The following is a 25,973-nucleotide window of genomic DNA, read 5'->3' on the forward strand; positions in this document are numbered from 1 at the left end:
GAATTTCCCCGAAACCGCCGAGGATGAGGTCGGGTTTGCCGCATTGCGCAGGGCCTTGAAAGACCGCACCTCAGCGCAGCTTATTCAGGCAGCACAGGACGTGTTGACCTTGCTGAGCCAAGACGGGATTTACATGGATGACCTGCGCCCCGACCGGGCCCGCCCCGAGGTTTGGCGCCAGTTTGGGCAGGGCGCGCGGGGCCGTCCTGTGGCCGCGTTGGGCGGGGTGCGCGACAGATCATCGTTGGCCCTCACGGCCGGGCGCATGAAACAAGACCCGATCTTTCGCGACGCCGCGCATCATTTCCTGCGCCGTTTTGACAAGATCTTTGCAGAGTTTGAAACCACCGCATCAGACGCCGAAATATCGGCGCTGGCCGAAACCCGCACAGCGCGTGCATTTATGTTGCTGGGTCGCGTCGCGGGCACCTTCGACTAAGACGTCAGGTGCAGGCTTTGGCGCGATTATCGGCGTCAAACTGAGCCTCTAACTGCGCGCCATCCGCAAGGTCAAAGACCACACGCGCGCCTGCAACTTCGCCACCTGTCACACGAATTTGCCCCAGATCAGACTGCGCCTGCCGGTCATCCACATCAATGCTAAACCCCGTGCGTTGCCCCTCAGACAGGTTGTGCAATCGCAGGCTCAACTGGTCTGCACCATCGGCGATTTGGGCCGCGTCAATGCCCGCATCAGGCGCAAACGGTTGGAACACCTCAACACCCGCGCCGCCGTCTTGGGTGTCAAAAATCAGCCCTCCCGAAGAGCCGCGCAGGTCGATCATCATGCCCGTCACAAACACGCCTGTCGCGGTGTGAATGATCTCAAACCGGTCGCGCGGTGCGCTCTCGACAAATCGCACGGTCAAGGCCTGCGAACATTCGGCATGTGCTTGTGCGGCCAGTAGGAATGTGGCTCCGGCGATTGCTGCTTTGACGTACATGGTCTGCGCTCCTGTGGTTAGGTTTTAAGGAACCTAGCACGGGCGAGCGTGTGGAAAAGGGTAATTTACACCCCAAAACTGCCGAACGGGATATAGACAACTGGCGTGCCGGGGTTGATCTGCATGCCGTCATGCGGCAAGCGCACGAACCCTTCCGCCCAGCTTAGCCCCGAAATACGGCCCGACCCTTCCGATGCAAACACCTGCGCCTGACCATCGCGGATGCGCGCGCGCAGAAACTCGGTCCGTCCCGGTTTTTTGACTTTGGTAAAGCCCGCAGGCACCTCAAACCCTTGCGGTTCCGGCCAATCCTGCCCCGCCATACGCGCCATAGCAGGGCCCGCAAATACCAAAGCGCAGGTCATCGCCGCGACCGGATTGCCCGGCAAGCCAAAGACCGGCACGCCCGACCACATCCCCAACGCCAAAGGGCGCCCAGGTTTGACAGCAATGCGCCAAAGGGTCATCGCACCGGCCTGTGTCAACAGCGCCGAGACATGGTCTTCGTCGCCTGCAGACGCGCCGCCGCTGGTAATGATCACATCCGCCTGAGCAATTGCCTGATCCAACCGGTCCGCGAGGGCCGCGCGGTCATCGGGCACCTGCCCCATGTCGACGGGCACATGCCCGAGGCGACGGATAATATCCAATAACATCGGTCGGTTGGCATCGAATATCTGGCCCGGGGCGGCAGGGTGCCCTGCCTCGACCAATTCTGCGCCCGTCGACAACACCGCAACGCGCAAGGGCGCATGCACCTGAACGTCGCGGGTGCCAACTGCCGCCAAAACCGCCGCCTCTGCGGGGCCAATGCGGGTGCCTTGGTGCACCGCAATATCGCCCTGCGCCACGTCTTCGCCGGCCATCCGGGTGTTGGCCCCGCGTTTCACCGGCCCGCGAAAAGCCACATGACCGTCCGCCACGGTAACGTCTTCTTGCAGCACGACGGTGTCGACCCCAGCAGGCAACGCGGCCCCCGTTAATATGCGCACAGCAGACCCTTTGGGCACGTGGCCGGGGGCATCACCTGCGGCCGCGCGACCCGCCAGTAGCGGCAGCCGGTACAACCCTATATCCTTGCCGCCCACAAACCCATAGCCATCAACGGCGGTATTCGGCAACGGCGGGTTTGACCGGATCGCAACAACATCTGCCGCCAAAACCGCCCCCGTCGCCTGATCTACGGGGCATGTGTTGATCGCAGTCACCGGCGAAAGCCGCTGCTGTAAAATACCTAGAGCGGTGTCAACCGGGGTCCATTCGACACCGGGCGGCAGCGCAAAACAGCTATTGGACAGCCGCGGTGGGCGGGTCGCCGCATCGCGCAGCGTGTCTTGATGCCCGATGCCAAAAATCCAACCTTCGGTGGATCTATCCACATCCAAGATCACACCCAATTCCTGCGCTGTTAGCGCAGAAATGCTACGCGCAAGCTCAACAGTTTGCCATGCGTCCTTAATCTGATCGGTCGGCCCTGCCCCAAGTGTTAACGATGGCCAAACCTCAACAAAGACTATGCCTTTATCCACCGCTTCAAAGGGCCAGACCGCCGCATCAAACCCTTTGCGCAACCGCTCTAGTACCGGCAACCCCATGATGATCTGCGACCCAACCGCACCAACGCCCCCCAACTGCCAACACGAGAACGCACCGCTTGCGTGGGTTTCGGCCTGTCGTTTGGGCGGAAACGGTGACTGATACGCCTCTTTGGTGCGGGGCAACCCATCAATATCGCGCTTCAAGCCATTGAACCAAAACGGTCCTTGCCCCCCGAACTGCTGATTTATTTGCGCCGCCAGATCAAATCTATTGTTGGCTTTGGGCGTATCTTCAACATGCGCGGCAAACCACGACCATACCGCAAGCGGGTCATCCGTACCCGTCAACGCATGGGAAAATCCTTTGGGGTAACCGAACGGGAAATCGAAGCCCGCCAGAACCCGCCGCCCCGCAGCGCGTTCACTGGCAAACAGATCCGCCAACCAGTCTTCGGCGGCGGTTCTGTTGCGCAGGTATTTGGGCTCTTGCGCGCGGCCCTGCTGCGCAACACACGCCCAAATCGCATCGGCACAGGGCGCCGCACCCGTATCATTGCCCCCCGACCAATCGACCACAACGACGGTGTCAAATGGCGTCACAAGCCGACCTCAGACAGGATGAAATCAGCGATGGCGTGGGTGTCATCCAAGTCAAACACCGGCCGGTCAAGGGTCAACGCGCTGTCGCTAGCCACGGCGCGAATGGTCGGATCTTCTGGCGCGATCAGCCCGTTCCCCGTGACGGCACGGTGGGCTTCGATCTTGGGATGCGTGTCCCGTTTGTAGCCTTCGATCAGGACCAAATCAACCGGCGCCAGCTTGGCCAGCAGCAGGTCCAGCGTGGGTTCTTCGGCCCCGCGCAGCTCGTGCATCAAGGCAAACCGTTTGCCCGATGCCAGTAGCACCTCGGTCGCACCCGCTTGGCGGTGACGGTGGCTGTCTTTGCCCGGTTTATCGACGTCAAAAACGTGATGCGCGTGCTTCACCGTCGACACCGTGAACCCACGCCCAACAATCTCGGTCACGAGGCGTTCCATCAACCCTGTTTTCCCGGCATTTTTCCAGCCAACAACCCCGTATAGCCTCATAGATATGCCTCTGCGCGCGCCAAATCGTCCGGCGTGTTCACGTTGAAAAACGGGTCAAACGTCGTGACAGGAAAGACCGCCTGACACGCGGCGTGGCGGTCTGTCCAGAGGACAACCTTGCGCAACCCATCGTGCAAAGCCGCCCGTAGATCATCGCGCAACGCAACTGGCCACAGGCCGAACGTCGGGTGGCGCAAAGGCCCCCGTTCGGGGTGCGGCGTCGCGGCCAATGCCAGTGGATGCGTCATGTTTTCGCTGGCCAACAACAGGTGCGGCACCAGATCACCCGGAAAAAACGGCGTATCAGCGGCGGCAGTGACGATGGCATCGGCCCCCTGTGTGGCCGCCCAATCGAGCCCCGCAAGAACCCCCGCCAACGGTCCCGCAAACCCGTCGATACTATCGGGCAAAACCGGCACCCCAAATCGCGCAAACCGGCTGGGATCGCCGTTTGCATTTAACGCGATGCCAGCCACTTGCGGCTCCAACCGGTCGATCACCCGCGACAGCAACGATTGCCCCCCAAGCGTCAGCAACCCCTTGTCGCCGCCGCCCATACGGGTGGCCTGCCCCCCCGCTAAAATCACGCCCAGTGGTTGTTTCATTCTGCCGCCTTTCGGCCCGCACGACGGGGCTCTTGTGGTATTGCAGCGGGGTCTGCATCGCGGATCAGGCGCGGTTCGCCCGACAGACAAACAAACCGCTGCCCCTTCATCCGGCCGATCAACGTCAGCCCCACCTGCTGGGCGATTTCCACACCCCACGCGGTGAACCCTGACCGCGACACCAGCACCGGAATGCCCATCATCGCCGTCTTAATCACCATCTCCGAAGTCAGCCGCCCGGTGGTATAAAGCACCTTATCCGCCGCGTTGACCCCTTCGGCCAACATCCAACCGGCGATCTTATCGACCGCGTTATGGCGCCCCACATCTTCCATATAAACCAACGGCTTATCTTCGTGGCACAAGACTGTCCCATGGATTGCACCGGCCTCTAGATACAGCGACGGCGTGCGATTAATCTGCGCGCTCAAGGCATACAACCACGACGTGCGCACCTGCGTTTGGGGCAGCGTCACCCCATCAAGCCCCGCCATCATATCGCCAAACACTGTCCCCACGGCACAGCCGCTGGTGCGGGTTTTCTTGCGCATCTTTTCTTCGTAATCGGTCTTGCGGGCGGTCCGCACCACGACGGTTTCCAGCTCTTCGTCGTAATCCACACCGGTGATCTCGTCCTCAAGACGCAACATCCCCTGATTGCGCAAAAACCCCAGCGCGAGGTAATCAGGATAGTCCCCGATAGTCATCGCGGTCACGATTTCCTGACTGTTAAGGAATATCGTCAACGGGCGTTCTTCGACGACACATGCCGTGACAGGCGCGCCCGTATGATCTGTGCCAGAAATGGCCCGCGTCAGCCCCGCGCGCCCGGGATCAGGTGCAATCAGATATGTGCTCGTGTCGTGCAATTTGGCCAATTGCATCCTCCCTCTGGCTCCGCTACGGCTTGGGCGTCACACTAGAAGCATATCATGTCCTCCACCACTCCGAAAATACGCACCACCAGCGCGGCCTTCTGGAAAGGCGTCGCTGACGGCACCCCATTTGTTTTGGTGGTGGTCCCCTTTGCTACGTTGTTTGGTGTTTTGGCCACCGAAGCGGGGCTTAACGTCTTTGAAACGCTCACGTTTTCGGCAGTGGTTTTTGCGGGTGCGGCGCAATTCACCGCCCTGCAACTGATGCAAGAACAAGCCCCCACCGCGATTGTGCTGGCATCAGCGCTGGCGGTGAACCTGCGTGTGGCGATGTATTCGGCGTCATTGACCCCGTGGTTGGGCGCCGCCCCCTTTTGGCAACGCGCGCTTGCGGCGTATTTCACCGTCGATCAGTCTTACGCCTGTTCTGTCGCGCAATTTGAAAAAGACCCGCATATGACGGTGCCGCAACGGATGGCCTATTTTTCGGGCGTTCTGACACCAATTGTGCCCTTGTGGTACATCGGCGCCTGCCTTGGCGCGATGGTCGGCACCCAAATCCCCGATGCATGGGCGCTGGATTTTGCCCTGCCCATTACCTTTCTGGCCATGGTCGCCCCGATGCTGCGCACAGCCGCCCACGTGATCGCGGCGCTGGTGGCCATCGTCATCAGCCTGCTCGCAGTTGCCGTGCCATATTCACTGGGCCTGATCATCGCGGGCAGTTTGGGCATGGTCGCAGGCGCGCAGGCCGAGCTATGGTTTGAAAACCGGCGGGGGGCGTCGTGATTGATAAAACCACATTATGGAGCGTGATCATCGGGCTTGGCATTGGTAGCTACGGGTTGCGGTTTGCCTTTCTGGGTATCGTCGGAAACCGCCCGATGCCCGCCTGGCTGTTGCGGCACCTGCGTTATACCGCGGTTGCGATCATGCCCGCGCTGGTCGCGCCGCAGGTCGTGTGGCCTGCCGCCACCGACGGCGTCGCTGATCTGCCCCGGATCAGTGCTGCAGCGGTCACAATGGTAGTGGGCTTGATGACGAAAAACGTGCTGGCCGCGATCATCTGTGGCGCCGCGACCCTGTTTGGAATGCTGTGGCTGACGGCGCTATAACGCGGCCCTAGCTTTGGGCGGCTTTGATCCCGTCGCGCACGTCGCCTGCATCGTTTTCATAATATCGGTCGGTTGTGACATCGGGGCGTTCTGCTAGCTGTTCCATCAGTTTCACTGGGTAAAACGTGCTTTTCACGTCCTCAAAGCCCGGAATCTGCCGCAGAATGGCCGACGTTGATTTGGCGCAAAACGCACTGGAAACCGCGCCGTTTTGTTGCACCAACTGCAACGCACGTTCGGCCTGAGCCGAGGTCACGGTGATTTCTTGGGATACCACGTGGTACGTGCTGCGTGCATGCGCGCTTTTGTAGGCCTGCACCCACGCCGGGGATACCCCATAAAGCACGTCGCCCCGCTCGGCGATTTGCGCATGTTGGAAGGACCCCGCAGGGTCAAAGATCACCTGTTGGGACCCAGAGACCATTAGGGCCGTATGCCCGCCGCTGCCCGTCCGGTTGTTCACAACCGTGAACAGCGTCAGTTTGGGCGCGCCACCCGGCACATAGGCCTTCGCGGCGATCTCTTGGGGCGTGGCGTCAAAGGCCGACGGTGCCGCACACCCAGCCAGCGCGGCCAAAACCGCTAAAACAACAAAGATGCGCATGAAAGACCCGCCTCGCCAACGATCAGGTGATGAAAATCGCCATCAGAACGATGATCGCGATGATGACCAAAACGGCCCGCCCGGTGAACCGCATAAACCCGTCAAAGGTCTTTTCTTGGGTATCGATTTGCATCTCGCCGTGTTTGTGATCTGCCATTGCCGCAGTCCTTCTGTTTTTCGGTGACGCCAGCCCTACTGGATTCGGCGCGCCATGTCACCCACCCGTAGGGCACTGAATTGCGCGGCTGCCAGCAATTAGGCCTCGTTTTCGATATCTTCGACCAATCGAAACCCGATCCGGCGTGCTTGGGCCTTTTCTGTGGGCTTGGGCAAGGCGCGCAACATCACGTTCAACTGGCTGACATGCTGGACCAATTGCGTGCGTCCACCGGCCCCATCTGTGCCATAAAACGTGACGATATCGGGGTCGAAATACCCCATGCCCTCGATGCGCAGCACACCGGCATCGCCGCCCGTGAACCCCATCGCGACCTCATGTTCGGCATCAAGCTGTTCTTCGAAGTTTTTCAGATAAAGAATAATACGTTCATACGCCCATTGCGCAGCCGATTTCTGGGCCGTTGCGGTGTCTGCGATGGCGCGTGGCACTGGAGACGTTTCGGGCGCGGGGGTATCGGGGTCGCAGTGCACTTGATGTTGGCGCGGCAGGGCTGCGGCTTCGGCGGCCTCGGCTGATGTTTGGATATTGTCGCCCATGCTTATGCCTTTCGTTGATACACCCACGCATCATCGGCGCGCGTGTGGCGCGTGGCAAGCCCCGCCTGATGCAGGTGGCTCAAATGCGCCACCGCCTCGACCAATGCTAACCCATATTCCGCAGGCCCGATCCGACGTTTGAACAAAACAGAAAAACAATCCGTCGCGGTTTTGGGCGTATCCAGATACGACAACAACCGCTCCAAAGCGCTGTGGTGGTTTTCGATCAGTTGGCGCATGCGGGTGGGCAGTCCGGTAAACGGCAACTTGTGCCCCCCCAGCACCAGATGATCCGGCCGCGCCAGCAGGGCCAAACGTTCGCAGGCCTCTAACCATTCGGCGATGGGGTCGGCCATCGGTTCTGTTGCATAAACGCCGATATTAGGGCTGATCGACGATAGTATTTGATCGCCCGCCAGCACCAGATTGTCGTCCCTGCTCCAAAATGTGGCGTGTTCGGGGGCGTGGCCATTACCGATATGCACGTCCCAGGTGCGCCCGCCCATGGTCAGCTGATCCCCCTGTTGGATGCGCGTGTAGCCCAGCGGCATCGGGGCCACCACATCGGCAAAGTTAAACGGCCTGTCGGCCTTACGTTGGGCATAGATATCGGGCGCCATGCCTGCGTTGCGATAAAATGCAAGTGCTTCTGCGGTGGGCACGGGCTGTTCATCCAACGTCAGCATGCGCGCCGACAACCATGCGGTGCGGGTGGTGATCAATTCTGCGCCGTGGTCCGATTGCAACCACCCCGCCAGCCCGATGTGATCGGGGTGGTGGTGCGTGACCACCACGCGGGTGATCGGTTTGCCCGCCAGCGGCCCCGCCATCAACGCCGCCCAAATCGCCCGGCCCCGGTTTGAGGCAAACCCCGTATCCACGACCGTCCAGCTGTCGCCATCATCCAGCGCGTAGACGTTCACGTGGTCCAATTTCATCGGCAGCGGCAACCGCATCCACAACACGCCCGGTGCGACCTCTATCGCCGCGCCTTCGGCTGGGGGGGCGTCCCACGGATAGCGCAGGCCTTCGGGCGGTTGGTCTTTCATGGCGCAACCAGCGCATCGGCAAGCGGCCCGTACAGATCATCGGCACCACCCTGCGCATGGGCCAGCGCGCCCTGATGTTCGGGCAACAGCCGTTTGATATAAAACCGCGCCAACGCCTCGCGCGGGCCTCCTACATCGGCCAGCGCCGCCCTAAGGTGCATATACCCGCCCAAAACCCGCGCGATGCCATGCAAATACGGCACTGCCCCGGCAAAGCGGGTGTTCATGTCGTCTTCGGCGGCGACCCATTCGGTTGTCTCGCGCAGGGTTTCTGTCGCCTGCCACAGGGGTTCGGCCAAGTCGGGTAGAATGCTGCGCGCCGCTTCGGCGCAGGCTTCGATTTCGTCCAGCAGACGTACCGCGGCCTCGCCCCCATCCATCATCTTGCGCCCCACAAGGTCCATCGCCTGAATACCGTTGGTGCCTTCGTATATCGCGGTCACCCGCACGTCGCGGCTAAATTGCGCAGCGCCGGTTTCTTCGATGACGCCCATGCCGCCGTGCACCTGCACGCCCATTTGCGCAACCGCGATGCCGGTATCGGTGCCAAAGGCCTTGGCGATGGGCGTCAAAAACGCCGCCCGCGCGGCCCAGTCCGCATCCCCTGTGGCGCGCGCCATATCAGTGGCCTGCGCACAACTGAGCGCAATGGCACGGGCCGCGAAAATATCCGCCCGCATGGTCATCAACATGCGCCGCACATCCGCATGGTCCACGATGGTACCGGTGCCACCCTGCGGCGGGGTGTGCCCCTGTTTGCGGTCTTGGGCGTAGGCCAGCGCGTGTTGATAGGCCCCTTCGGCCGCACCAATCCCTTGGCCGCCCACACCCAAACGCGCATTATTCATCATCGTGAACATCGCCGCCATACCGCCCTGTTCGGGGCCCACCAACCAACCGGTGGCGTTATCGTATTGCATCACAGCGGTGGGCGATCCGTGCAGCCCGACTTTATGTTCCAAGCTGACAACACTGACGCCATTGCGCGGACCCAATGCGCCCGTTTCATCGGGGATGAATTTTGGCACCAGAAACAGGCTGATCCCTTTGGTGCCCGCAGGCGCATCCGGCAGCCGTGCCAACACCAAATGACAGACATTGCCGCCGAAATCATGATCGGCCCAGCTGATATAAATCTTTTGCCCGGTGACCGCATATGTACCATCGCCGTTGGGGGTGGCACGGGTGCTTAACGCGCCCACATCAGACCCCGCCTGCGGTTCTGTCAGGTTCATCGTGCCGGACCATTCGCCCGATATCAGCTTGGGTAAATACAGTGCCTTGATCGCATCGCTGGCGTGGTGTTCCAACGCCTCAATCTGGCCTTGGCTCATCAAAGGGGCCAGTTGCAGCGACAAACACGCCCCCGCCATCATTTCGTTCACGGCTGAGGTCAGCGTCATGGGCAACCCCATCCCGCCATGTTCGGGGTTGGCAGACATCCCGATCCAGCCGCCGTCCGCGATGGCCGTCCAGCCGTCGGCATACCCCGGTGAAGTGCGCACCACGCCATTGTCCAACCGCGCAGGGTGCAGATCGCCGGGGCGTTGCAGCGGGGCAATCACATCATCGCACAGCTTGGCCGCTTCGGTCAGAATGGCCTGCGTGACATCGGCACTGGCGTCGGCAAACCGCTCCGTCGCCTGAACGGCCGAAAAATCCACAACATGATCAAACAAAAAGGCAAAATCACTGGCGGGTGCATGGTATGGCATGGTGTGGTCTCCGGTCTTGCACGGGTTTGGCCCGTCTTGGCAACGGGCATGTGTCCCTATAATAAGGTTCATAGTTTAACATGAGCCGCACAGCCGACCCCGGCAACCAGAACGCGGCGTCACGGAGCATGATGGCTGTCGTTTCCCCTTTGATGCTAGTGCCCGATTCGGATGGTCTCGACCATGCGGCGGGCCTGTTGAATGCTGGTACATTGGTCGCATTTCCAACCGAAACAGTGTATGGTTTGGGGGCAGATGCGCGCAATGGCGCGGCGGTGGCTGCGATTTATGCGGCCAAAGGACGGCCCAGCTTTAACCCGCTGATCGTGCATCTGCCATCGGTGCAGGCCGCACGCCCCTATGTGCATTGGACCGACGCCGCCGACCGGTTGGCCCAAGCGTTCTGGCCGGGGCCGCTGACGTTGGTGATGCGGTTGCGCGACGGGCACGGGCTGTCGGGGTTGGTCACCGCAGGGTTGCCGACGGTCGCGTTGAGGGTCCCTGCGCAACCGTCCGCGCAGGCCTTGCTGCGGGCATTTGGCGGGCCGGTGGCCGCCCCCTCTGCCAACCCGTCAGGCCGGATCAGCCCCACAACCGCCGCCCATGTGCACGCGGGTTTGGGCGGCAAGGTCGCCGCAATACTGGACGATGGACCCTGCGCCGTCGGCTTGGAAAGCACCATCATCGGCTGCGACGGCGCGCCCACGTTGCTGCGCGCCGGTGGGCTGCCAATAGAAACCGTGCAGGCGGCGCTTGGCGCACCCCTTGCCACGGCAACTACGCCCGTGGCCGTGACAGCACCGGGGCAATTGGCGTCGCATTACGCGCCCACGGCGCCCTTACGCATGAATGCCACACAGATCGAGCCGGGCGAGGTTATGTTGGGCTTTGGCCCCACGGACGGGGCGTTGAACCTATCGCCCACCGGCGACCTGCACGCCGCCGCCGCGAACCTATTTGAGATGCTACACCGTCTGGATGCCACCGGGCAGCCCATTGCGGTGGCGCCTATTCCGGTGCACGGGTTGGGGCGCGCCATCAATGACCGGCTGGCCCGCGCCGCCGCCCCCCGCAGCTAAAAACACCGCCTGCTTAGGCCCGCCCCGCCGTTGCAGACAACCCCAAGGGGTCCACGCCCAGGCTGATCAACGTCTGCGACCATTTGCGGTCGGCGGCCACCTCGAACACCAAGGCCGGTGTCGCATCTGCCGTCAACCAGCCGTTGCGCGCGATCTCGCTTTCCAACTGGCCGGGGCCCCAGCCCGCATAGCCCAGCATCATCGATGCATGCTTTGGGCCACCGTCACGCGCGATTTCTTCGAGAATATCCAACGTAGCCGTCATGCCAAAACCACCCGGCACATTGAGCGTATGCAGGCTCGATTCGTAGTCATCCGAATGCAGCACAAACCCGCGCCCTGTTTCGACTGGCCCGCCAAAATGCACCGGCATAGCCGCCGCCCCCGACGACGGCGGGATCTCGAGCTGGTCGAGAACATCACTCATGCGCAGATCGCCGCTGGGCTTGTTCAAAATCAGCCCCATCGCGCCTTTTTCAGAATAAGCGCATATCAAGATCACCGCACATTCAAAGCGCGCATCCCCCATGGACGGCATCGCAACCAAAAGCGTCCCGGTCAGATCAAGCGTATCGGTCTTGTCAACATCTGCGCCCATACCCGCAGCATGGCCCGCCCCCGAACCGGGTGCAAGACCTATAGCCACCAGAAAGGCGAAACATGGCTGACCTGATCGTGACTTGGCATTTCAAAGCCGCTCGCCCATATGAAAGGCATGATACGCACCACATTTGCCCTCGCCCTCGCTGGCCTCGCAGCCCTTCCCGCCGCCGCACAGGATGCCTTTGACGTGCCCGTCACGGCGCGCGTTCTGTCTGGATGGGTGCGGGCGGATGGCACCCGCATGGCCGGTGTGCACCTAGATCTGGCACCCGGCTGGAAGACATACTGGCGCGCGCCGGGTGATGCGGGCATCCCCCCTCAATTCGACTGGTCGGGGTCGGATAACCTGCAGGCCGTTGCAATATCATGGCCCCAACCGATTATCTTTGAAGACAACGGCATGCGGTCTATCGGGTACAAAAATTCGCTTGTGATCCCCGTTGCAGTGACACCGATGTATGCTGGTGCGCCTGTACATGTGCAGCTCACCATGGATATTGGCGTGTGTTCGGATATCTGCGTGCCGCACCGGTTGGAATTTGACGAAGTCCTCGACGATGTTCAAACCCGCCCCACACCTGCCATTGCCGCCGCCTTGGCCCAAGGCCCCTATTCCGCACGCGAGGCTGGCGTAACGTCGGCGCAGTGCCGCGTCGAACCCACCGCCGACGGCTTGCGTATCGAAGCCCGCGTGTCAGTGCCCCCCGCAGGCGGCACCGAGGTCATGGTGATCGAAACCGGCCTAGACGAGGTCTGGGTAAGCGAGCCCAAAACCCATCGCAGCGGCGGGGATCTGGTTGCGGTATCAGAGATGATACACATCAACGGCGGACCCATTGCGTTGAACCGGTCGGCGATACGTCTGACTGTTTTGGGCAGCCAACATGCCGTTGATGTCAGAGGTTGCAAAGCCGGCTAAAGGGCTGATCTGCGCTGGCGCCCGGACACCAAAACCAACGCAGCCCCCACGTAGGCGACCGCCGTCACCCCTGCGGCCCCCAGCACAAACAGGCCAAAACCCGTTGCAACGGGGGGCCACCCGGCCAGCGCCGGGAACACGCCAGTCATAGCAGCGGGCAGCGCGCCCCAGACGATCGCCCACCCCAAAGTGGCAGCGCCCCACCCCAAGATCACGCCCCAAAGCCCGACAAAACCGGCGCGCACCACGGCAACCGGGGCGGACACCCCGCGCCGCATCGCTTTGATCTGCCGCGACATGTCGTGTTCCACCGCGATCAACGCAGGCACCAACAACAAGACAATGACCATGCCAAAGCCCAACCCATACACCAGCGTGATCACCGTGGGTTTCAAAAACTGCGCCTGACGGCTGGTTTCATGGAGCATCGGCATCATCCCCAACACCGTCGTCATCGTTGTCAACATGACCGGGCGCAGACGGTCTGCGGCGCCGTCGATGATGGATGGGATCAACCCGCGATCCTGTGCATGTTCGTCGATTGTGGTGATCAACACGATGGAATCATTAATGATAATTCCTGTCATCCCCAACAGCCCCACCACCGAGAAAATGTTCAACGGCATATCCCACACCATGTGGCCATAGATCGCCCCGACCAACCCAAACGGCACGATAGACAGCACCAACAGCGGGCGCGTCCAACTGCCAAACACCCACGCCAGCACAAGATAGATACCCAGCAGGCACAAGATCAAACCGTTGAGCGCCTCGTTCAGGAACCGGTTTTCATCTTCGGCCAACCCCGACAGGTCCCAGCTCAACTGATGCGTGCTGGCGATCTGCGGCAGGATATCTTGGGTCAGCGCCTTTTCGATATCGGCGGCGCGGGCGGGGTCATCTTGGGAGATATCCCCGGTGACAGAGATCACGCGCACCCCATCCACCCGGTTGATCGTGCGAAAGCCCAGCCGGTTTTGCACCGTCACGATATCCGCGAGCGGAACATATGTCCCACCGGGTGTGCGCATCTGGGTGCGGTCAAGGAAGTCTGCGGTCAGTTCTGCGTGTGGCAACTGCACACGGATCGCGGCGCTGCGGGGTCCGTCTGGGAAGGTCGCGGCCTCAATGCCGCCCACGCGGTCCCGCAACACTTGGCCCAACCCGTCAATGGTAAAGCCAAGCGCCCGCCCCCGCGCCGTCAGATCCAGGATCAACTCTTCTTTGTCGTAGGCAAGGTCATCCTCCACCGACAGCACCTCGGGGAACCGCAGCAACGCGGCTTGCAGATCAAGGCTCGCGGCCTTGAGCGTATCCGTCCCCTGCCCCGAAAATTCGACGCTAAGCGCATCGCCCCCCTGCCCACTGCGCCGCCCCCGGAACGATAGCACCTCTGTTAGCGGGTGCTCTGCCACGCGGGACTGTAGCTCTGCGGCAAAGGCGAAACTGGTGTAAGGGCGGACATCAGGGTCGACCAACATGATCGATATCGCGCCCAAAAGATCTGCGTCCTTGTCAGCCGCCGCCGCCAACCCACGCCCCGCCGTGCCGCCGGTTTCGGCGATAACATAGGTGACCGGGTTGACCCCGTATTGTTGTTCATATTCGCGCGCCAACGCACGGGTTGCGCGCTGTAATTCGCCCATCATATCAAGGGTATCTTGGCGGTCCGCCCCCTCGACCATGGCGAAATTTCCGGTAACTGTGCTGCGTTCGGGCGCATTGAAAAACCGCCACCGCGCATCGCCATTGATGAAATGTGACGCCTGCACCGCCAAAATAGCAACCAACCCCGCCAGCACCACATACCGCCCCGCAACCACCCCCCCCATCAGCGGTTTAAACAGATGCGTGCGCGCCCAAACGAACCCGCGATTGACCTGCCGACTGGGCCAATCGTACCACCGCTCTTTGGTCCGGGCGACAAGCGCGTGCGCCATATGATTGGGCAGCACCAAGAAACATTCCACCAACGACGCCACCAGCACGAAAATCACCGTATAGGGGATGTCTTGCACGACGGTGCCAAACCACCCGCCGATCACCAACAACCCCATAAACGCGATGATCGTCGTGAGGGTCGCCGCGAATACAGGCAGCGCCATGCGGGCGGCGGCGCGTTCGGCGGCGACAAAGGGTTGCTCGCCCAGATAGCGCGCGCGGTGGTCCGCATGTTCGGCCACGACAATCGCGTCATCCACCACGATGCCAAGGGTGATGATCAGACCAAACAGCGAGATCATGTTCAGCGTCATCCCGCCCGCGTACATTAGCGCGATCGCCGCCATCATCGCCGCCGGAATACCCGCCGCAACCCAGATCGCCGTGCGCGCGTTGAGAAACAAAAACAGCAGGCCAACAACCAGCGCCAGCCCCGCGAGGCCATTCTTGACCAATGTATCCAGCCGCGCGGTGATCGCTTCGGCACGGGTGCGGATCAGGTCAATGGTCACCCCCGCCGGGAGCGTGCCTCTCATCCGTGCTGCGACGTCCTCAACGGTGCGCTGGGTCTCAATGGAATCGCCTCCATCCGACCGATCAACCCGGATAGAGATCGCAGGTCTGTCGCCCACGAAATAGGCGCGATTGCGGTCAGGGGGTTCGACCGCCAGCGTGGCCACATCGCCGACCCGCAGTTTGGAACCATCAGGGTTGGACCGCAGCACAATCTGGGCGATGTCCTCGGGTTGTCGTTTTGCGGTGCCCGTGCGCACCCGCGCCGTGCCGCCCCCCACACTGCCCGCAGGGTCTGTATCGACTTCGGCCGCAACAGTCGCCGAAATTTCGGCGAGACTGACGTCATTAGCGACCAATTTCATTGAGGGCACTTCAATGGTGATTTGCGGGGCCGCGTACCCCCGAAACGTGGATCGTGTCACCCCAGCGGCAAACAGACGCGCAACGAATTCATCGCCATAAAGCCCAAGCTGCCGAGGCGTGACAGGCCCCGCCACGATCACATCCGTGACCCGGTCACGGCGGGCTGACCGCGCCACCCGCGGGTCATCCATGTCGTCCGGTAAGCCGGTGACGGTGCCGACCGCATCTTGCACATCGCGCAAGGCGCGCGACATGTCCCAGCCTGCTTCGAACCTTAGCCGGATGGTCGCACGCCCCGGCCGCGCCCGTGCAAAACTGCGCGATACTCCTTCGACCCGCACCAACGCGGGCTCCATGACCTGCACAACCGCGCTGTCGACATCGTCGGCGCTGGCTTTGTCCCAGCGCGCAGAGACGTTTATCACATTGCGTGGCGATTCAGGAAAGAACTGTGCGCGCATGTTGGGCAATGCATAGGCCCCCGCCGCGATCATGGCGACAAACATCAAATGTGCCAAGGTCCGGTGACGGGTGAAATACGACAGCAAACCACCCGCTGTTGGTGGGATCAGACGCGCCATCGGCTACCCCTTGAGACGGTGTTGCAAAGGCAAGGCGGGGTGCGGTTGGGCCCGGTTCTGCGCAGTACCGCCGCGCAGTGACGCATCATGGCGCACCCGCCGGATCGCCACCCCCGGCCCCAAAAGAGGCGTGCGTGCGGTAACCACGTCGCGCCCTTCAAGGCCATCGCCGCGCACCAATATCACGTCGCCCTGACGGCGCAGCACAGTGACCGGTAGCGCCACCAGCCGGTCATCATCTGTGGCCACCAACACAGCGCCATCCGCCCCCAACGCCCGCGCCGGCAGGCTGACAACATTTTCCAACGGTGTTTCTTCGATTTGCACGGTCACGAAATCCCCCGGCCGCACCCCCGGCGCGTGGGTCAACCGGGCAAAAACGCGCCGCCCGGTTTGGCCCTCGCCGGGCCCAGCGCTGACCCGCGACAACACGCCTGTCGCCTGCAAGTCGCCCCCCGCCGCATCCAAACTCGCCAGCACCCGCGTGTTAATCAGCGCGCCGCCCGGCGTCAGCAAGCGCGCGTATTCTGCGGTAGAGACCCGAAACGACAGCTCTAGGTCGTGGGGGTCAATCAGTTCGGCGAGACGTTCGTTTACCGACACCAACCGCCCCTCAACCACGCTTGTTTCGCTAAGCGTGCCGTCAAACGGGGCCGCAAGCGCCGTGTCCGACAGCCTGCGCCGCGCTTCGGCTAGGGCAATTTCTGCGCGCGACAGTTGGGTTGCGGCCTTGTCTATCCGCGCCTCGGCTTGGGCCACCTCTTGGCGGCGCACCAGCAACGTTGACCCTGCAACCGCGGCTTCAAGCTCGGCGATTTCAATCGCCGCGGCCGTGCCCACACCGCGTTCGGCCAAGTCAACCTGCCGGTCATAGGCCCTGCGCCGCAACGTTAGCTGATCGGCCGCGGCATCTTGTGCGGCCTGTGCCAGCTCAAGACCCCGCGCGCCGTCGCGTGCTTCGGCCTGTGCGTCGGCAAGATCCGCCGTCAAACGCCCCACCGCCGACTGCATATCTGCCGGATCGATGCGCAACAGCACATCGCCTTTGGCCACATCGCCCGCCTCTTCAAAGCTGTCATGCAAAAACACAACCCGCCCGGCAACGGCTGCGCGCAATTCCAGCCTGCGCCGCGAAGAGACCTCGCCGAAGGTTTCCAAAACAGGAATAATCGTGCGCCCTTCGGCACGTTGCAGGTTCACCGCAAAGACGCGTTCGCGCGCCGGGGGCACATCATCCTGCGCATTCAGCCGGTCTTGTATGGCCTGTTGCACCACGTAACCCGCGTACACAAGCAACCCCAAACTTGCCGCAGCAAGGAACAAGCCGATCATGCTCTGGCGTAAAAACCGCATTTCTCCGCGCCCCCTATGGCAGTATGTACCACCCATAGTTTAGAGCACCGCGAAAATATACCAACCCCGCGCGTGGCGGCGCACATAATCGTTATTTCCGGCGGTGATGTTCATCAAGGCGCGGTAGGATTTCGACGAAATTGCAAGGCCGGTGCCGGTAGTCGAGCTGCTTGACCAAGATTTCATCCCACGCGTCTTTGCACGCCCCCGGACTGCCCGGCAACGCAAACATATAGGTCCCCTTGGCGACACCGCCCGTGGCGCGGCTTTGCACAGCGCTGGTGCCGATTTTCTGCATCGAAACGATAGTGAACACCGTGCCAAAAGCATCGATTTCCTTTTCGTAGACGTCGCGGTGCGCCTCGACTGTGACATCGCGCCCCGTCAACCCGGTGCCGCCTGTCGATATCACCACATCCACGCCGCTATCCACGCACCACGCCTGCAATTGCGCTGCGATTTGCGCGCGGTCGTCTATCACAATGCGGCGATCCACTAAGTCATGCCCGGCGTAAGTCAACCGTTGCACCAGCACGTCGCCCGATTTGTCATCCTCCAAGCCGCGCGTATCAGAGACGGTCAGCACTGCGATCCGAACGGGTATGAAATCTGTGGTGTCATCAATGCGGCTCATGTCATGTTCTTTCCATTAGGGCCAAACGCCCGGCGAGGGCGGTGAAAATACCAGCGGTCAACAAATCCAGCGTCCGGCTGTTTTGCGTGATACGGCGGCCCAGCACACCGGCAAACATACCAGCCAACCCATTGATTACAAAACCGCCCACGCCGATGATAGCCCCGAATATGGCAAATTGCAGCAAGACCGAACCGGACTGAGGTGCCACAAATTGCGGCACAAAGGCCAGCACGAACAAAATCACCTTGGGGTTGGTCAAATTCACCAACAGGCCCGTGCGAAAGGGCGCCCCCACCGGGCGGGCGGTGGCGGGTGCTGTGTCGGTCCGCGTCCGCACCGTGCGCCATGCCAGCCACAGCAGATACGCCACACCGATCCAACGGACCACATCAAACGCCAGCGGCACCGAGGCCACCACCGCGCTCAGGCCCAACCCAGCTAGCACCACGTGGATCATACCGCCCGTCGCGATGCCCGCACTGGCCAGCCACGCCGCACGCGGCCCCGACCGCGCGCCAAGCCCCAGACAAAACATCATATCCGCCCCCGGTGTCAGGTTCAGCGCAAGCGCGGCGGGGATAAATGCAAACAAAACAACCGGGTCAACCATCGGTGAGGTGCGCCTTCAAGCTCAGCAGATCTGCCCATGCCTCACGTTTTGCGGCGGGTTGGCGCAACAGATATGCGGGGTGAAACATCGGCAATGCGGGCAGCCCGCAACAGTCTGTCCAGGTGCCGCGCAACCGCGTGATGCCCCGTTTACCCAACAAGGCCTGCGCGCTGATATTTCCCATAATCACCAAGGCTTTGGGTTGCGCCAATGCGATGTGGCGTTCCAGAAAGGGGCGCATCATTGCAATTTCTTCGGGCCGGGGGTCGCGATTTTGCGGTGGGCGCCAAGGCAGCACGTTGGTGATATAGACGGGCGTTGCATCATCTGTGCGGCCCATATCGATGGCCGCCAACATCCGATCCAGCAACTGCCCCGCCGCCCCGACAAACGGACGCCCTGCGCGGTCTTCTTCGCGGCCCGGTGCCTCGCCCACGATCATCACAGGGGCCCCCGCGATGCCATCAGAAAACACCAAATTGCGCGCCCCACGCCTTAGGTCGCAATGCTCAAACCCATCCAACGCCGCCCGCAAGGCTGGCAAATCTTGTGCGGCCCCTGCAGCCTGCTGCGCCGCTGCGACGGGATCAACCGCAGGGGCGACGGCCGCGGGGCCACCGGCTATCTTTTGGTCCGCGGCCTTGGGTTTGGCGATCGTTCCGGGCAATTCATAGCAGTTAACCGGCGCATCCCCGATCGCTTCGGTTGCGCCCAATTCCGCCTGCCACTCCAAAAGCGCCAGTGCTGTATGAAACTGCGTTGATTCCATACCAACACCCTACGCTGCCTTGCAGGCGAACTGAACCGCAATCAGCCTGCCTTGCTCCGCCGACCTGCGCTGCCTATAAGGTCCCAAATCACGATAGGCTGCCGCATATGACCTTCCCGCATCGCCATCTTCTGGGCATCGAGGCTCTGCGCCCCGACGAGATCACCACCGTTTTGGATTTGGCAGACCGATATGCCACTCTGAACCGCCAGCCCGACAAACACACCGATGCCCTGAGCGGGCTGACCCAGATCAATATGTTCTTTGAAAACTCGACCCGCACACAAGCGAGCTTTGAGATCGCGGGCAAACGTCTTGGGGCCGATGTCATGAACATGGCGATGCAGGCCAGTTCGGTCAAAAAGGGCGAAACGCTGATTGATACGGCGCTCACGCTCAACGCCATGCACCCCGATCTGTTGGTGGTGCGCCACCCGCATTCAGGTGCGGTGGATTTATTGGCGCAAAAGGTCAATTGCGCGGTGCTCAATGCTGGCGATGGGCGGCACGAACACCCCACGCAAGCGTTGCTTGATGCGCTGACGATCCGGCGCGCCAAAGGGCGGTTGCACCGGCTGTCGATTGCCATCTGCGGTGACATTGCACATTCGCGCGTCGCACGGTCCAACATCATGTTGCTGGGTAAAATGGAAAACCGCATTCGGTTGATCGGCCCGCCCACGTTGTTGCCCGCAGGGATCGCCGAACTGGGCGTTGAGGTCTTTGACGACATGGCCGAAGGGCTCAAGGACGTGGATGTCGTGATGATGTTGCGCTTGCAAAAAGAGCGCATGGACGGCGGGTTTATCCCCAGCGAACGCGAGTATTACCACCGTTTTGGCTTGGATGCGGCCAAGTTATCCCATGCCAAGGCGGATGCGATTGTGATGCACCCCGGCCCAATGAACCGGGGCGTGGAAATTGACGGCACATTGGCCGATGACATCAACCGCAGTGTCATTCAGGACCAAGTTGAAATGGGTGTCGCCGTGCGTATGGCCGTCATGGACCTGCTGGCGCAGAACCTCAAACTGACCCGTCCCGTGACCGCATGAGCCCCCCCATCACGATATCAAAAGGCGATCGCAGTGCGATCCGCGTGTTTGCGATCAACGCGCCGCCCGATGACATTGCGCAGACGCTGAAAACCACCCCCAAACCCGACCTCGCGCGGCAGCTGTTGAACGCGCCGCATCTCAACACCGCCAGCGCCGAGATCTTCCCCGTCGAGGACCTATCAGGTCTTGGGCTTAGCGCATATCTCAGCGAGGGCTATGCGGTTGATCCGGCGCAACTGACGCCTGACCGGCAGAAATTGGATGCGCTCGAAGGCTATGTGTTGTTGGTGTTCTCAGACAGTTTCGCCGGGGTGGAAATGACGCTTGCCCCCGGCGCCACAGTGACCCTGATTGGGACCTACCGCGAGATCACCCCCGCCACCACCGGGCCCAGCATCACCGCCAAAAGCGCCAAACCCTACAGTGGCACGCAAAACGCGCGCACCGCCCCTGCCCCTCGCCCCCCTGCGCGCAGCACAACCGTGGCGTTCGCGCTGGTCGTGTTGCTGGGGTTGGGGCTGTGGTGGCTGCTGACATGACAACAAAGGCACGTACCCCATGAATGAACCAAAAGATCCAAAAATGTCCGGGCGCATCGCAATGATCGCCCTATTGGTGGCCTTTGGCGTTGTCGGACTGATGTTTTGGGTGGGATCATGAGCAAAATAACATTTCTGAATGCGCGGTTGGTGGACCCCGAAAAAGACGAGATCACCATTGGGGGGCTGGTCGTCGAAGACGGGCGCATCACGCGGCATTTGCCCAAAGACGCGCCCAAACTGACATCGGGGCGGGTGATCGACTGCAACCTCAAGTATCTGGCGCCGGGGATTGTCGATCTGGGTGTGAAAATCTGCGAACCCGGTGAACGGCACAAAGAAAGCTACCGGTCGGGCGGGTTGGCCGCTGCTGCCGGGGGTGTGACCACGATCGTCACGCGCCCCGACACCCAACCAGCCACCGACACGCCAGAGACGCTCGAATTTGTGACCCGGCGCGCCAACGAAGCGGCCCCCGTGAACGTGTTGCCCATGGCCGCCCTGACCAAGGGCCGCGAGGGTCGCGAAATGACCGAGATCGGCTTCATGATGGATGCCGGTGCCGCCGCCTTTACCGATTGCGACAGGGTGATCACCGACACCAAGGTGTTTTCGCGTGCGTTGACCTATGCGCGCAGTTTGGGCGCGCTGGTTGTGGCCCACCCCCAAGACCCCTGCCTCAGCAAAGGCGCGGCGGCGACGTCTGGCAAACTGGCATCGTTGCGCGGCTTGCCGGCGGTGTCGCCCATGGCCGAACGCATGGGGCTGGACCGTGACATCGCCCTGATCGAGATGACAGGCGCGCGCTATCACGCCGACCAGATCACCTGCGCGCGCGCCCTGCCCGCCCTGCAACGCGCCAAGGACGCCGGTCTTGATATTACGGCCGGTACGTCGATCCACCACCTGACGCTGAACGCGCTGGACATCGCGGATTACCGCACGTTTTTTAAACTCAAGCCCCCGCTGCGCGACGAACAAGACAGGCTGGCCGTGGCCGACGCCGTCAAAACCGGGCTGATCGATATCATTTCGTCGATGCACACCCCGCAAGACGAAGAAAGCAAACGTCTGCCCTTTGAAGAAGCCGCATCGGGGGCCGTGGCCCTTGAAACGCTGCTGCCTGCGGCGATGCGACTGTATCATGCGGGGCTGATTGATCTGCCGGTGCTGTGGCGCGCGATGTCGTTTAACCCGGCGCAAAGGTTGGGGCTTGAAAGCGGCTGCTTGCGGGTGGGCGCGCCTGCCGATCTGGTGCTGTTCGACCCAGACGCACCGTTTTTGATGGACCGCACGACATTACGCTCCAAGTCGCGCAACACACCGTTTGACGGCGCGCGGATGCAGGGTAAAGTCCTATCAACCTATGTCGCTGGAACTTGCGTTTATGAAAGACCCTGATGCCCGTTTTTGAACACGCCACAACGACGATTTTTCTGTGGGGGCTGGTGGGGTACCTGCTGGGGTCTATTCCCTTTGGCATGGTTCTGGCGCGGGTCATGGGGTTGGGCAATCTGCGTGCCATCGGGTCGGGCAACATCGGGGCCACAAATGTGTTGCGCACAGGCAATAAAACCGCCGCCGTGCTGACCTTGTTGTTGGACGGTGGCAAGGGCGTGCTTGCGGTGCTGCTCGCGCGGGCCTTTGGCGGCGAAGACACGGCGCAAATCGCCGGGCTGATGGCGATGATTGGCCATTGCTACCCAGTTTGGTTGCAGTTCAAAGGCGGCAAGGGTGTCGCGACGTTTCTGGGCATTGTTCTGGCGCTGGCATGGCCCGTGGGTGTGGGCTGCTGCGCCGCATGGCTGGTCGGGGCGCTGACCTCGCGGATGTCATCGATGGGCGCGCTGGTGGCGGCTGCGGCATCGACCCCGGTGATGGTCCTAACAGGGCATCCAGAGGCGTTCGTTCTGGGGATGATCCTGACCTTGATCATTTTCTGGCGGCACCGCGCCAATATCGCCCGCATCCGCGCCGGGTCCGAGCCGAAAATTGGCGCAAAAGCCTGATTTCACGGATATATCGGCGTTTCTGGCCCAGCTGGACGCGTTGCCCAGCGGGGTCTTTTACGGCACCTCACAGATGCGGCGGTATGTGGTGTCCAAGTCCCGATTTGCAGGTGGCAAATCGATCAAACTGGTCGCGCACGAGCTTGGCGGGGCAGATTACATCAGCCTCAACCTCTATCGATTGCGCAGCGGGGCCCGCCTGTTTCCATGCGAAATGAGCCACCGAAAGGTCATGGAATTTGTAGCCGACCTACAGGTGCATCCCGGTCACGGGGCCGCATAACTGCCGTCAGGCCCATGCATTTCGTCCCCCTGCAAGGCCGGCGAAAAAACACAGATCAGATGCAACGGGTCCGGCCCGTCCACACGGACCTCGTGGCGTTCATGAGCATTGGGCGCATATAGCACACCCGGCGTGATATCATGCGACACACCGCTGTCTAATTCGGTGACCCGGCCATGCCCTTTGATGCAATAGCAGGCCTCGATGTGGTGTTTGTACTGCAACGTCAGGGTCGCCCCCGGCAAGACCTTAGTTTCGGTCATCGAAAACCCCATGCCGTCGGCGTGCACAAGCAACCGCAGGCTCTGCCACCCCGGCCCTGACGTGTCACGGGGCGTGCCTTGCAGCTGCGTTTTCTGGGCGATAATCATCGAGGGCTCCTGTTGTTGGGCGTGGTGTTTTCAGTGTTGCACGGGCCGAGATGCCATGCCAGTTTTGTTGGCATGAAAACACGTCTCACCAGCCCCGATGGCACCCCCGCCAGCCGCCTTGCCTTTGGCGCAATGCAATTTGGCGGGCGCGCCGATGCCGCAGCCTCGCGTGCGATGTTTGAAGCCGCGCGCGCGGCCGGGATCACCCATTTCGACACTGCGCATCTTTACAATGATGGCGCGTCCGAGACGCTGCTGGGGGCCATGCTAGGCGACCAGCGCGACCAGCTGATTATCGCGACGAAAGCCGCCTACACGGGCGGTGGGACGAAACACAACATCCACGCATCGTTTGAAATTTCGCGCAAACGGCTGGGTCTGGATGTGGTGGATATTTTGTACATGCACCGGTTTGACCCCAACACCGATCTGCACGAAAGCATGGAGGCCTTGGCCGAGTTGAAGGCCCAAGGTGTGATCCGGTATATCGGCGTGTCGAATTTCGCCGCATGGCAGGTTGTCAAAGCCATTGGGATCGCGGCCAAATTCGATATCACCATCGATATTCTGCAACCCATGTACAATCTGGTCAAACGTCAGGCCGAGGTGGAAATACTGCCCATGTGCGCCGACCAAGACGTGGCCTGTGCGCCCTATTCGCCGCTGGGCGGGGGGTTGCTAACCGGTAAATACAGCCGCAGCGAGGCAGGGCGTCTCACCGAAGACGCCGCTTATGCAGCGCGCTACGGGCCCAACTGGATGCACCAAGCCGCCGTCGGGTTGGGCGAGGTCGCGGCAGACGTGGGCGTTGACCCCGCCACCTTGGCCGTGGCGTGGGCCGCAGCCCACCCAATGGGCCCCACGCCGATCATTTCCGGGCGCTCTGCCGCTCAACTGGGCCCATCGCTGGCGGCGTTGTCCTATGATCTGGGCGCAGACCTCTATGCGCGGCTCGCCGCACTCAGCCCCACACCGCCCCCCGCGACCGACCGGATCGAAGAACAGACATGACAGACATCATCGTGATCGGCGGCGGCATCGCGGGCCTAAGCCTCGCCGCGCGTCTGTCAACAGATGCCACCGTCACCGTGCTAGAGGCCGAAGACGCGTTGGGGTATCACGCGTCAGGGCGGTCTGCCGCGCTGATCGAACCCAACTATGGCGCGCCCAGCGTGCAGGTCTTGAACCGCGCCAGCGTTGGGTTTTTGTCGGACGGCGGGTACCTGACCCCACGGGGTTTGATGATCGTGGCCCAACCCCACCAACGCGCCGATTTCGAACGTGATATTGCCAGTTTGGGCACCGATCCGATCACCCTAAACGAAGCCGTCAACATGGTGCCGATCCTCAACCGCGATGCTTTGGGGTTTGCCGCCTACCACAGCGACGCCCAAGATATCGATACAGACCGTCTGCTGCAGGATTTCGCACGGGTGTTGCGTAAAAATGGCGGCACCATCGAAACAGGCTGCCGCGCTGACCACATCCGGTTTGATCACGGGCACTGGCGAGTGGCCTGCGGCGCGCGTGATTTTAGCGCGCCAACCGTGGTGAATGCCGCAGGTGCCTGGGCCGATCACGTTGCGGACATGGCGGGTGTGACGCCCCTAGGGGTCGTGCCACACCGGCGGTCTATGGCGCGCATTCCCGCGCCCGGTGGGCATAACCTGCGCGATTGGCCGATGTTTTTCGGCGTCAACGAAAGTTGGTACGCCAAACCCGACGCGGGCTGTTTGCTGGTGTCGCCCGCCGATGAAGACCCCGTCGCCCCCCACGATGCCTGGGCCGAAGACCTGACGTTGGCGCAGGGGCTGGCGCTTTACCAAGAGGTCGTGACCGAACCGGTGACACGGCTGCAATCAAGCTGGGCGGGGCTGCGCAGTTTCGCCCCTGACCGGACGTTGGTGTTGGGCCGCGACCCGGCGCAACCCACGTTTGTCTGGTGTGCGGGTCAGGGCGGGTACGGCATCCAAACATCGCCCGCCGCGTCGCAAATGTTAGCGGATCTGATGCAAGGGCGCACCCCGGACATCGCCGCAGACATGGTTCGCGCCCTCAGCCCCGCGCGGTTCGCATAACCGCCAGAGACGAC

28 protein-coding genes and 1 pseudogene are annotated in these 25,973 nt (G+C 61.7%); 12 read left to right on the forward strand and 17 right to left on the reverse strand.

Translation table 11 applies throughout. The features are described 5' to 3' along the window. A pseudogene (locus ABJH13_RS06095) lies at positions 1-439 on the forward strand (hypothetical protein); the annotation flags it as partial. A 4-nt stretch (positions 440-443) separates the two neighbouring features. On the opposite strand, the gene ABJH13_RS06100 reads toward ABJH13_RS06095, so the two are convergent. The 5 genes from ABJH13_RS06100 to fdhD all read right to left on the reverse strand — a co-directional run bounded on the left by ABJH13_RS06100 (position 444) and on the right by fdhD (position 5,059). After that, complete coding sequence (locus ABJH13_RS06100) at positions 444-944, reverse strand: aggregation factor core (protein WP_348405334.1); 501 nt, start codon at positions 942-944, stop codon at positions 444-446. 65 nt (positions 945-1,009) lie between these two features. Continuing rightward, complete coding sequence (glp, locus tag ABJH13_RS06105; protein WP_348405335.1) at positions 1,010-3,082, reverse strand: gephyrin-like molybdotransferase Glp; 2,073 nt, start codon at positions 3,080-3,082, stop codon at positions 1,010-1,012. Next, the gene (mobB, locus tag ABJH13_RS06110; RefSeq protein WP_348405336.1) at positions 3,079-3,570 is read right to left on the reverse strand and encodes a molybdopterin-guanine dinucleotide biosynthesis protein B; all 492 of its coding nucleotides are present in this window, start codon (positions 3,568-3,570) and stop codon (positions 3,079-3,081) included. Before mobB ends, glp begins: the two co-directional genes overlap by 4 nt. Further along, positions 3,567-4,175: a molybdenum cofactor guanylyltransferase MobA gene (mobA, locus tag ABJH13_RS06115; protein ID WP_348405337.1), complete on the reverse strand. Its 609-nt coding sequence runs from the start codon at positions 4,173-4,175 to the stop codon at positions 3,567-3,569. The genes mobB and mobA overlap by 4 nt, the downstream gene beginning before the upstream one ends. Next, positions 4,172-5,059, reverse strand: a complete 888-nt coding sequence (gene fdhD / locus ABJH13_RS06120) for a formate dehydrogenase accessory sulfurtransferase FdhD (RefSeq protein WP_348405338.1) — start codon at positions 5,057-5,059, stop codon at positions 4,172-4,174. The genes mobA and fdhD overlap by 4 nt, the downstream gene beginning before the upstream one ends. Before the next feature lie 48 nt (positions 5,060-5,107). On the opposite strand from fdhD, the gene ABJH13_RS06125 reads away from it, so the two are divergent. Then, entirely contained in the window at positions 5,108-5,839 is a 732-nt protein-coding gene (locus tag ABJH13_RS06125) for an AzlC family ABC transporter permease (protein WP_348405339.1), read from the forward strand. Then, positions 5,836-6,165, forward strand: coding sequence for an AzlD domain-containing protein (locus ABJH13_RS06130; protein WP_348405340.1), 330 nt, complete (start codon positions 5,836-5,838; stop codon positions 6,163-6,165). Before ABJH13_RS06125 ends, ABJH13_RS06130 begins: the two co-directional genes overlap by 4 nt. Positions 6,166-6,172: 7 nt before the next feature. On the opposite strand, the gene ABJH13_RS06135 is transcribed toward ABJH13_RS06130, so the two are convergent. From ABJH13_RS06135 to ABJH13_RS06155, 5 genes are all read right to left on the reverse strand, one after another. Then, the gene (locus tag ABJH13_RS06135; RefSeq protein WP_348405341.1) at positions 6,173-6,769 is read right to left on the reverse strand and encodes a hypothetical protein; all 597 of its coding nucleotides are present in this window, start codon (positions 6,767-6,769) and stop codon (positions 6,173-6,175) included. A gap of 22 nt (positions 6,770-6,791) precedes the next feature. Further along, complete coding sequence (locus ABJH13_RS06140; RefSeq protein ID WP_348405342.1) at positions 6,792-6,926, reverse strand: aa3-type cytochrome c oxidase subunit IV; 135 nt, start codon at positions 6,924-6,926, stop codon at positions 6,792-6,794. Positions 6,927-7,024: 98 nt separating this feature from the next. Further along, a complete protein-coding gene (locus ABJH13_RS06145; RefSeq protein WP_348405343.1) occupies positions 7,025-7,486 on the reverse strand; it encodes a DUF6173 family protein in 462 nt (153 codons plus the stop codon). Positions 7,487-7,488: 2 nt separating this feature from the next. After that, on the reverse strand, positions 7,489-8,535 hold the full coding sequence (locus tag ABJH13_RS06150) for an MBL fold metallo-hydrolase (protein WP_348405344.1): 1,047 nt from the start codon (positions 8,533-8,535) through the stop codon (positions 7,489-7,491). Continuing rightward, the gene (locus ABJH13_RS06155) at positions 8,532-10,250 is read right to left on the reverse strand and encodes an acyl-CoA dehydrogenase (protein WP_348405345.1); all 1,719 of its coding nucleotides are present in this window, start codon (positions 10,248-10,250) and stop codon (positions 8,532-8,534) included. Before ABJH13_RS06155 ends, ABJH13_RS06150 begins: the two co-directional genes overlap by 4 nt. A gap of 131 nt (positions 10,251-10,381) precedes the next feature. Between ABJH13_RS06155 and ABJH13_RS06160 the strand changes: the two genes are divergently transcribed. Further along, a complete protein-coding gene (locus ABJH13_RS06160) occupies positions 10,382-11,329 on the forward strand; it encodes an L-threonylcarbamoyladenylate synthase (protein ID WP_348405464.1) in 948 nt (315 codons plus the stop codon). A 13-nt stretch (positions 11,330-11,342) separates the two neighbouring features. Here the strand turns inward: ABJH13_RS06160 and ABJH13_RS06165 are convergent, their stop codons facing one another. Then, positions 11,343-11,927 (reverse strand): YqgE/AlgH family protein, encoded by a 585-nt coding sequence (locus ABJH13_RS06165; RefSeq protein ID WP_348405346.1) that lies wholly within the window; start codon positions 11,925-11,927, stop codon positions 11,343-11,345. Positions 11,928-12,044: 117 nt separating this feature from the next. Between ABJH13_RS06165 and ABJH13_RS06170 the strand changes: the two genes are divergently transcribed. Continuing rightward, complete coding sequence (locus tag ABJH13_RS06170) at positions 12,045-12,851, forward strand: protein-disulfide reductase DsbD domain-containing protein (RefSeq protein ID WP_348405347.1); 807 nt, start codon at positions 12,045-12,047, stop codon at positions 12,849-12,851. Here the strand turns inward: ABJH13_RS06170 and ABJH13_RS06175 are convergent. The 5 genes from ABJH13_RS06175 to ABJH13_RS06195 all read right to left on the reverse strand — a co-directional run bounded on the left by ABJH13_RS06175 (position 12,848) and on the right by ABJH13_RS06195 (position 19,621). Then, the gene (locus tag ABJH13_RS06175; RefSeq protein ID WP_348405348.1) at positions 12,848-16,252 is read right to left on the reverse strand and encodes an efflux RND transporter permease subunit; all 3,405 of its coding nucleotides are present in this window, start codon (positions 16,250-16,252) and stop codon (positions 12,848-12,850) included. The two genes, ABJH13_RS06170 and ABJH13_RS06175, sit on opposite strands and share 4 nt — an antisense overlap. Before the next feature lie 3 nt (positions 16,253-16,255). Continuing rightward, positions 16,256-17,605 carry an efflux RND transporter periplasmic adaptor subunit gene (locus tag ABJH13_RS06180; RefSeq protein WP_348405349.1) on the reverse strand — a complete coding sequence of 450 codons (1,350 nt, stop codon included), beginning with the start codon at positions 17,603-17,605 and terminating at the stop codon, positions 16,256-16,258. Between the two features lie 91 nt (positions 17,606-17,696). Further along, on the reverse strand, positions 17,697-18,239 hold the full coding sequence (moaB, locus tag ABJH13_RS06185) for a molybdenum cofactor biosynthesis protein B (protein ID WP_348405350.1): 543 nt from the start codon (positions 18,237-18,239) through the stop codon (positions 17,697-17,699). Between the two features lies 1 nt (position 18,240). Next, positions 18,241-18,852, reverse strand: coding sequence for a LysE family translocator (locus tag ABJH13_RS06190; RefSeq protein ID WP_348405351.1), 612 nt, complete (start codon positions 18,850-18,852; stop codon positions 18,241-18,243). Then, positions 18,845-19,621 (reverse strand): uracil-DNA glycosylase, encoded by a 777-nt coding sequence (locus ABJH13_RS06195; RefSeq protein WP_348405352.1) that lies wholly within the window; start codon positions 19,619-19,621, stop codon positions 18,845-18,847. Before ABJH13_RS06195 ends, ABJH13_RS06190 begins: the two co-directional genes overlap by 8 nt. Positions 19,622-19,728: 107 nt before the next feature. On the opposite strand from ABJH13_RS06195, the gene ABJH13_RS06200 reads away from it, so the two are divergent. The 5 genes from ABJH13_RS06200 (at position 19,729) to ABJH13_RS06220 (ending at position 23,510) form a co-directional block, all read left to right on the forward strand. Then, complete coding sequence (locus ABJH13_RS06200) at positions 19,729-20,676, forward strand: aspartate carbamoyltransferase catalytic subunit (RefSeq protein ID WP_348405353.1); 948 nt, start codon at positions 19,729-19,731, stop codon at positions 20,674-20,676. Beyond that, entirely contained in the window at positions 20,673-21,218 is a 546-nt protein-coding gene (locus ABJH13_RS06205) for a hypothetical protein (protein ID WP_348405354.1), read from the forward strand. The genes ABJH13_RS06200 and ABJH13_RS06205 overlap by 4 nt, the downstream gene beginning before the upstream one ends. Positions 21,219-21,335: 117 nt before the next feature. After that, positions 21,336-22,619, forward strand: a complete 1,284-nt coding sequence (gene pyrC / locus ABJH13_RS06210) for a dihydroorotase (RefSeq protein ID WP_348405355.1) — start codon at positions 21,336-21,338, stop codon at positions 22,617-22,619. Beyond that, positions 22,619-23,227, forward strand: a complete 609-nt coding sequence (gene plsY, locus ABJH13_RS06215; RefSeq protein ID WP_348405356.1) for a glycerol-3-phosphate 1-O-acyltransferase PlsY — start codon at positions 22,619-22,621, stop codon at positions 23,225-23,227. Before pyrC ends, plsY begins: the two co-directional genes overlap by 1 nt. Positions 23,228-23,300: 73 nt before the next feature. After that, positions 23,301-23,510, forward strand: a complete 210-nt coding sequence (locus ABJH13_RS06220) for a hypothetical protein (RefSeq protein WP_348405465.1) — start codon at positions 23,301-23,303, stop codon at positions 23,508-23,510. On the opposite strand, the gene ABJH13_RS06225 is transcribed toward ABJH13_RS06220, so the two are convergent. Then, positions 23,495-23,881: an ectoine synthase gene (locus tag ABJH13_RS06225; protein ID WP_348405357.1), complete on the reverse strand. Its 387-nt coding sequence runs from the start codon at positions 23,879-23,881 to the stop codon at positions 23,495-23,497. The two genes, ABJH13_RS06220 and ABJH13_RS06225, sit on opposite strands and share 16 nt — an antisense overlap. Before the next feature lie 72 nt (positions 23,882-23,953). Between ABJH13_RS06225 and ABJH13_RS06230 the strand changes: the two genes are divergently transcribed. Next, positions 23,954-24,892, forward strand: a complete 939-nt coding sequence (locus ABJH13_RS06230; RefSeq protein WP_348405358.1) for an aldo/keto reductase — start codon at positions 23,954-23,956, stop codon at positions 24,890-24,892. Continuing rightward, positions 24,889-25,959 (forward strand): FAD-binding oxidoreductase, encoded by a 1,071-nt coding sequence (locus ABJH13_RS06235; RefSeq protein WP_348405359.1) that lies wholly within the window; start codon positions 24,889-24,891, stop codon positions 25,957-25,959. The genes ABJH13_RS06230 and ABJH13_RS06235 overlap by 4 nt, the downstream gene beginning before the upstream one ends. Positions 25,960-25,973: the final 14 nt, after the last annotated feature.

The sequence above is a fragment of the Roseobacter sp. genome (assembly GCF_039970775.1).
Lineage (GTDB): Bacteria > Pseudomonadota > Alphaproteobacteria > Rhodobacterales > Rhodobacteraceae > Roseobacter.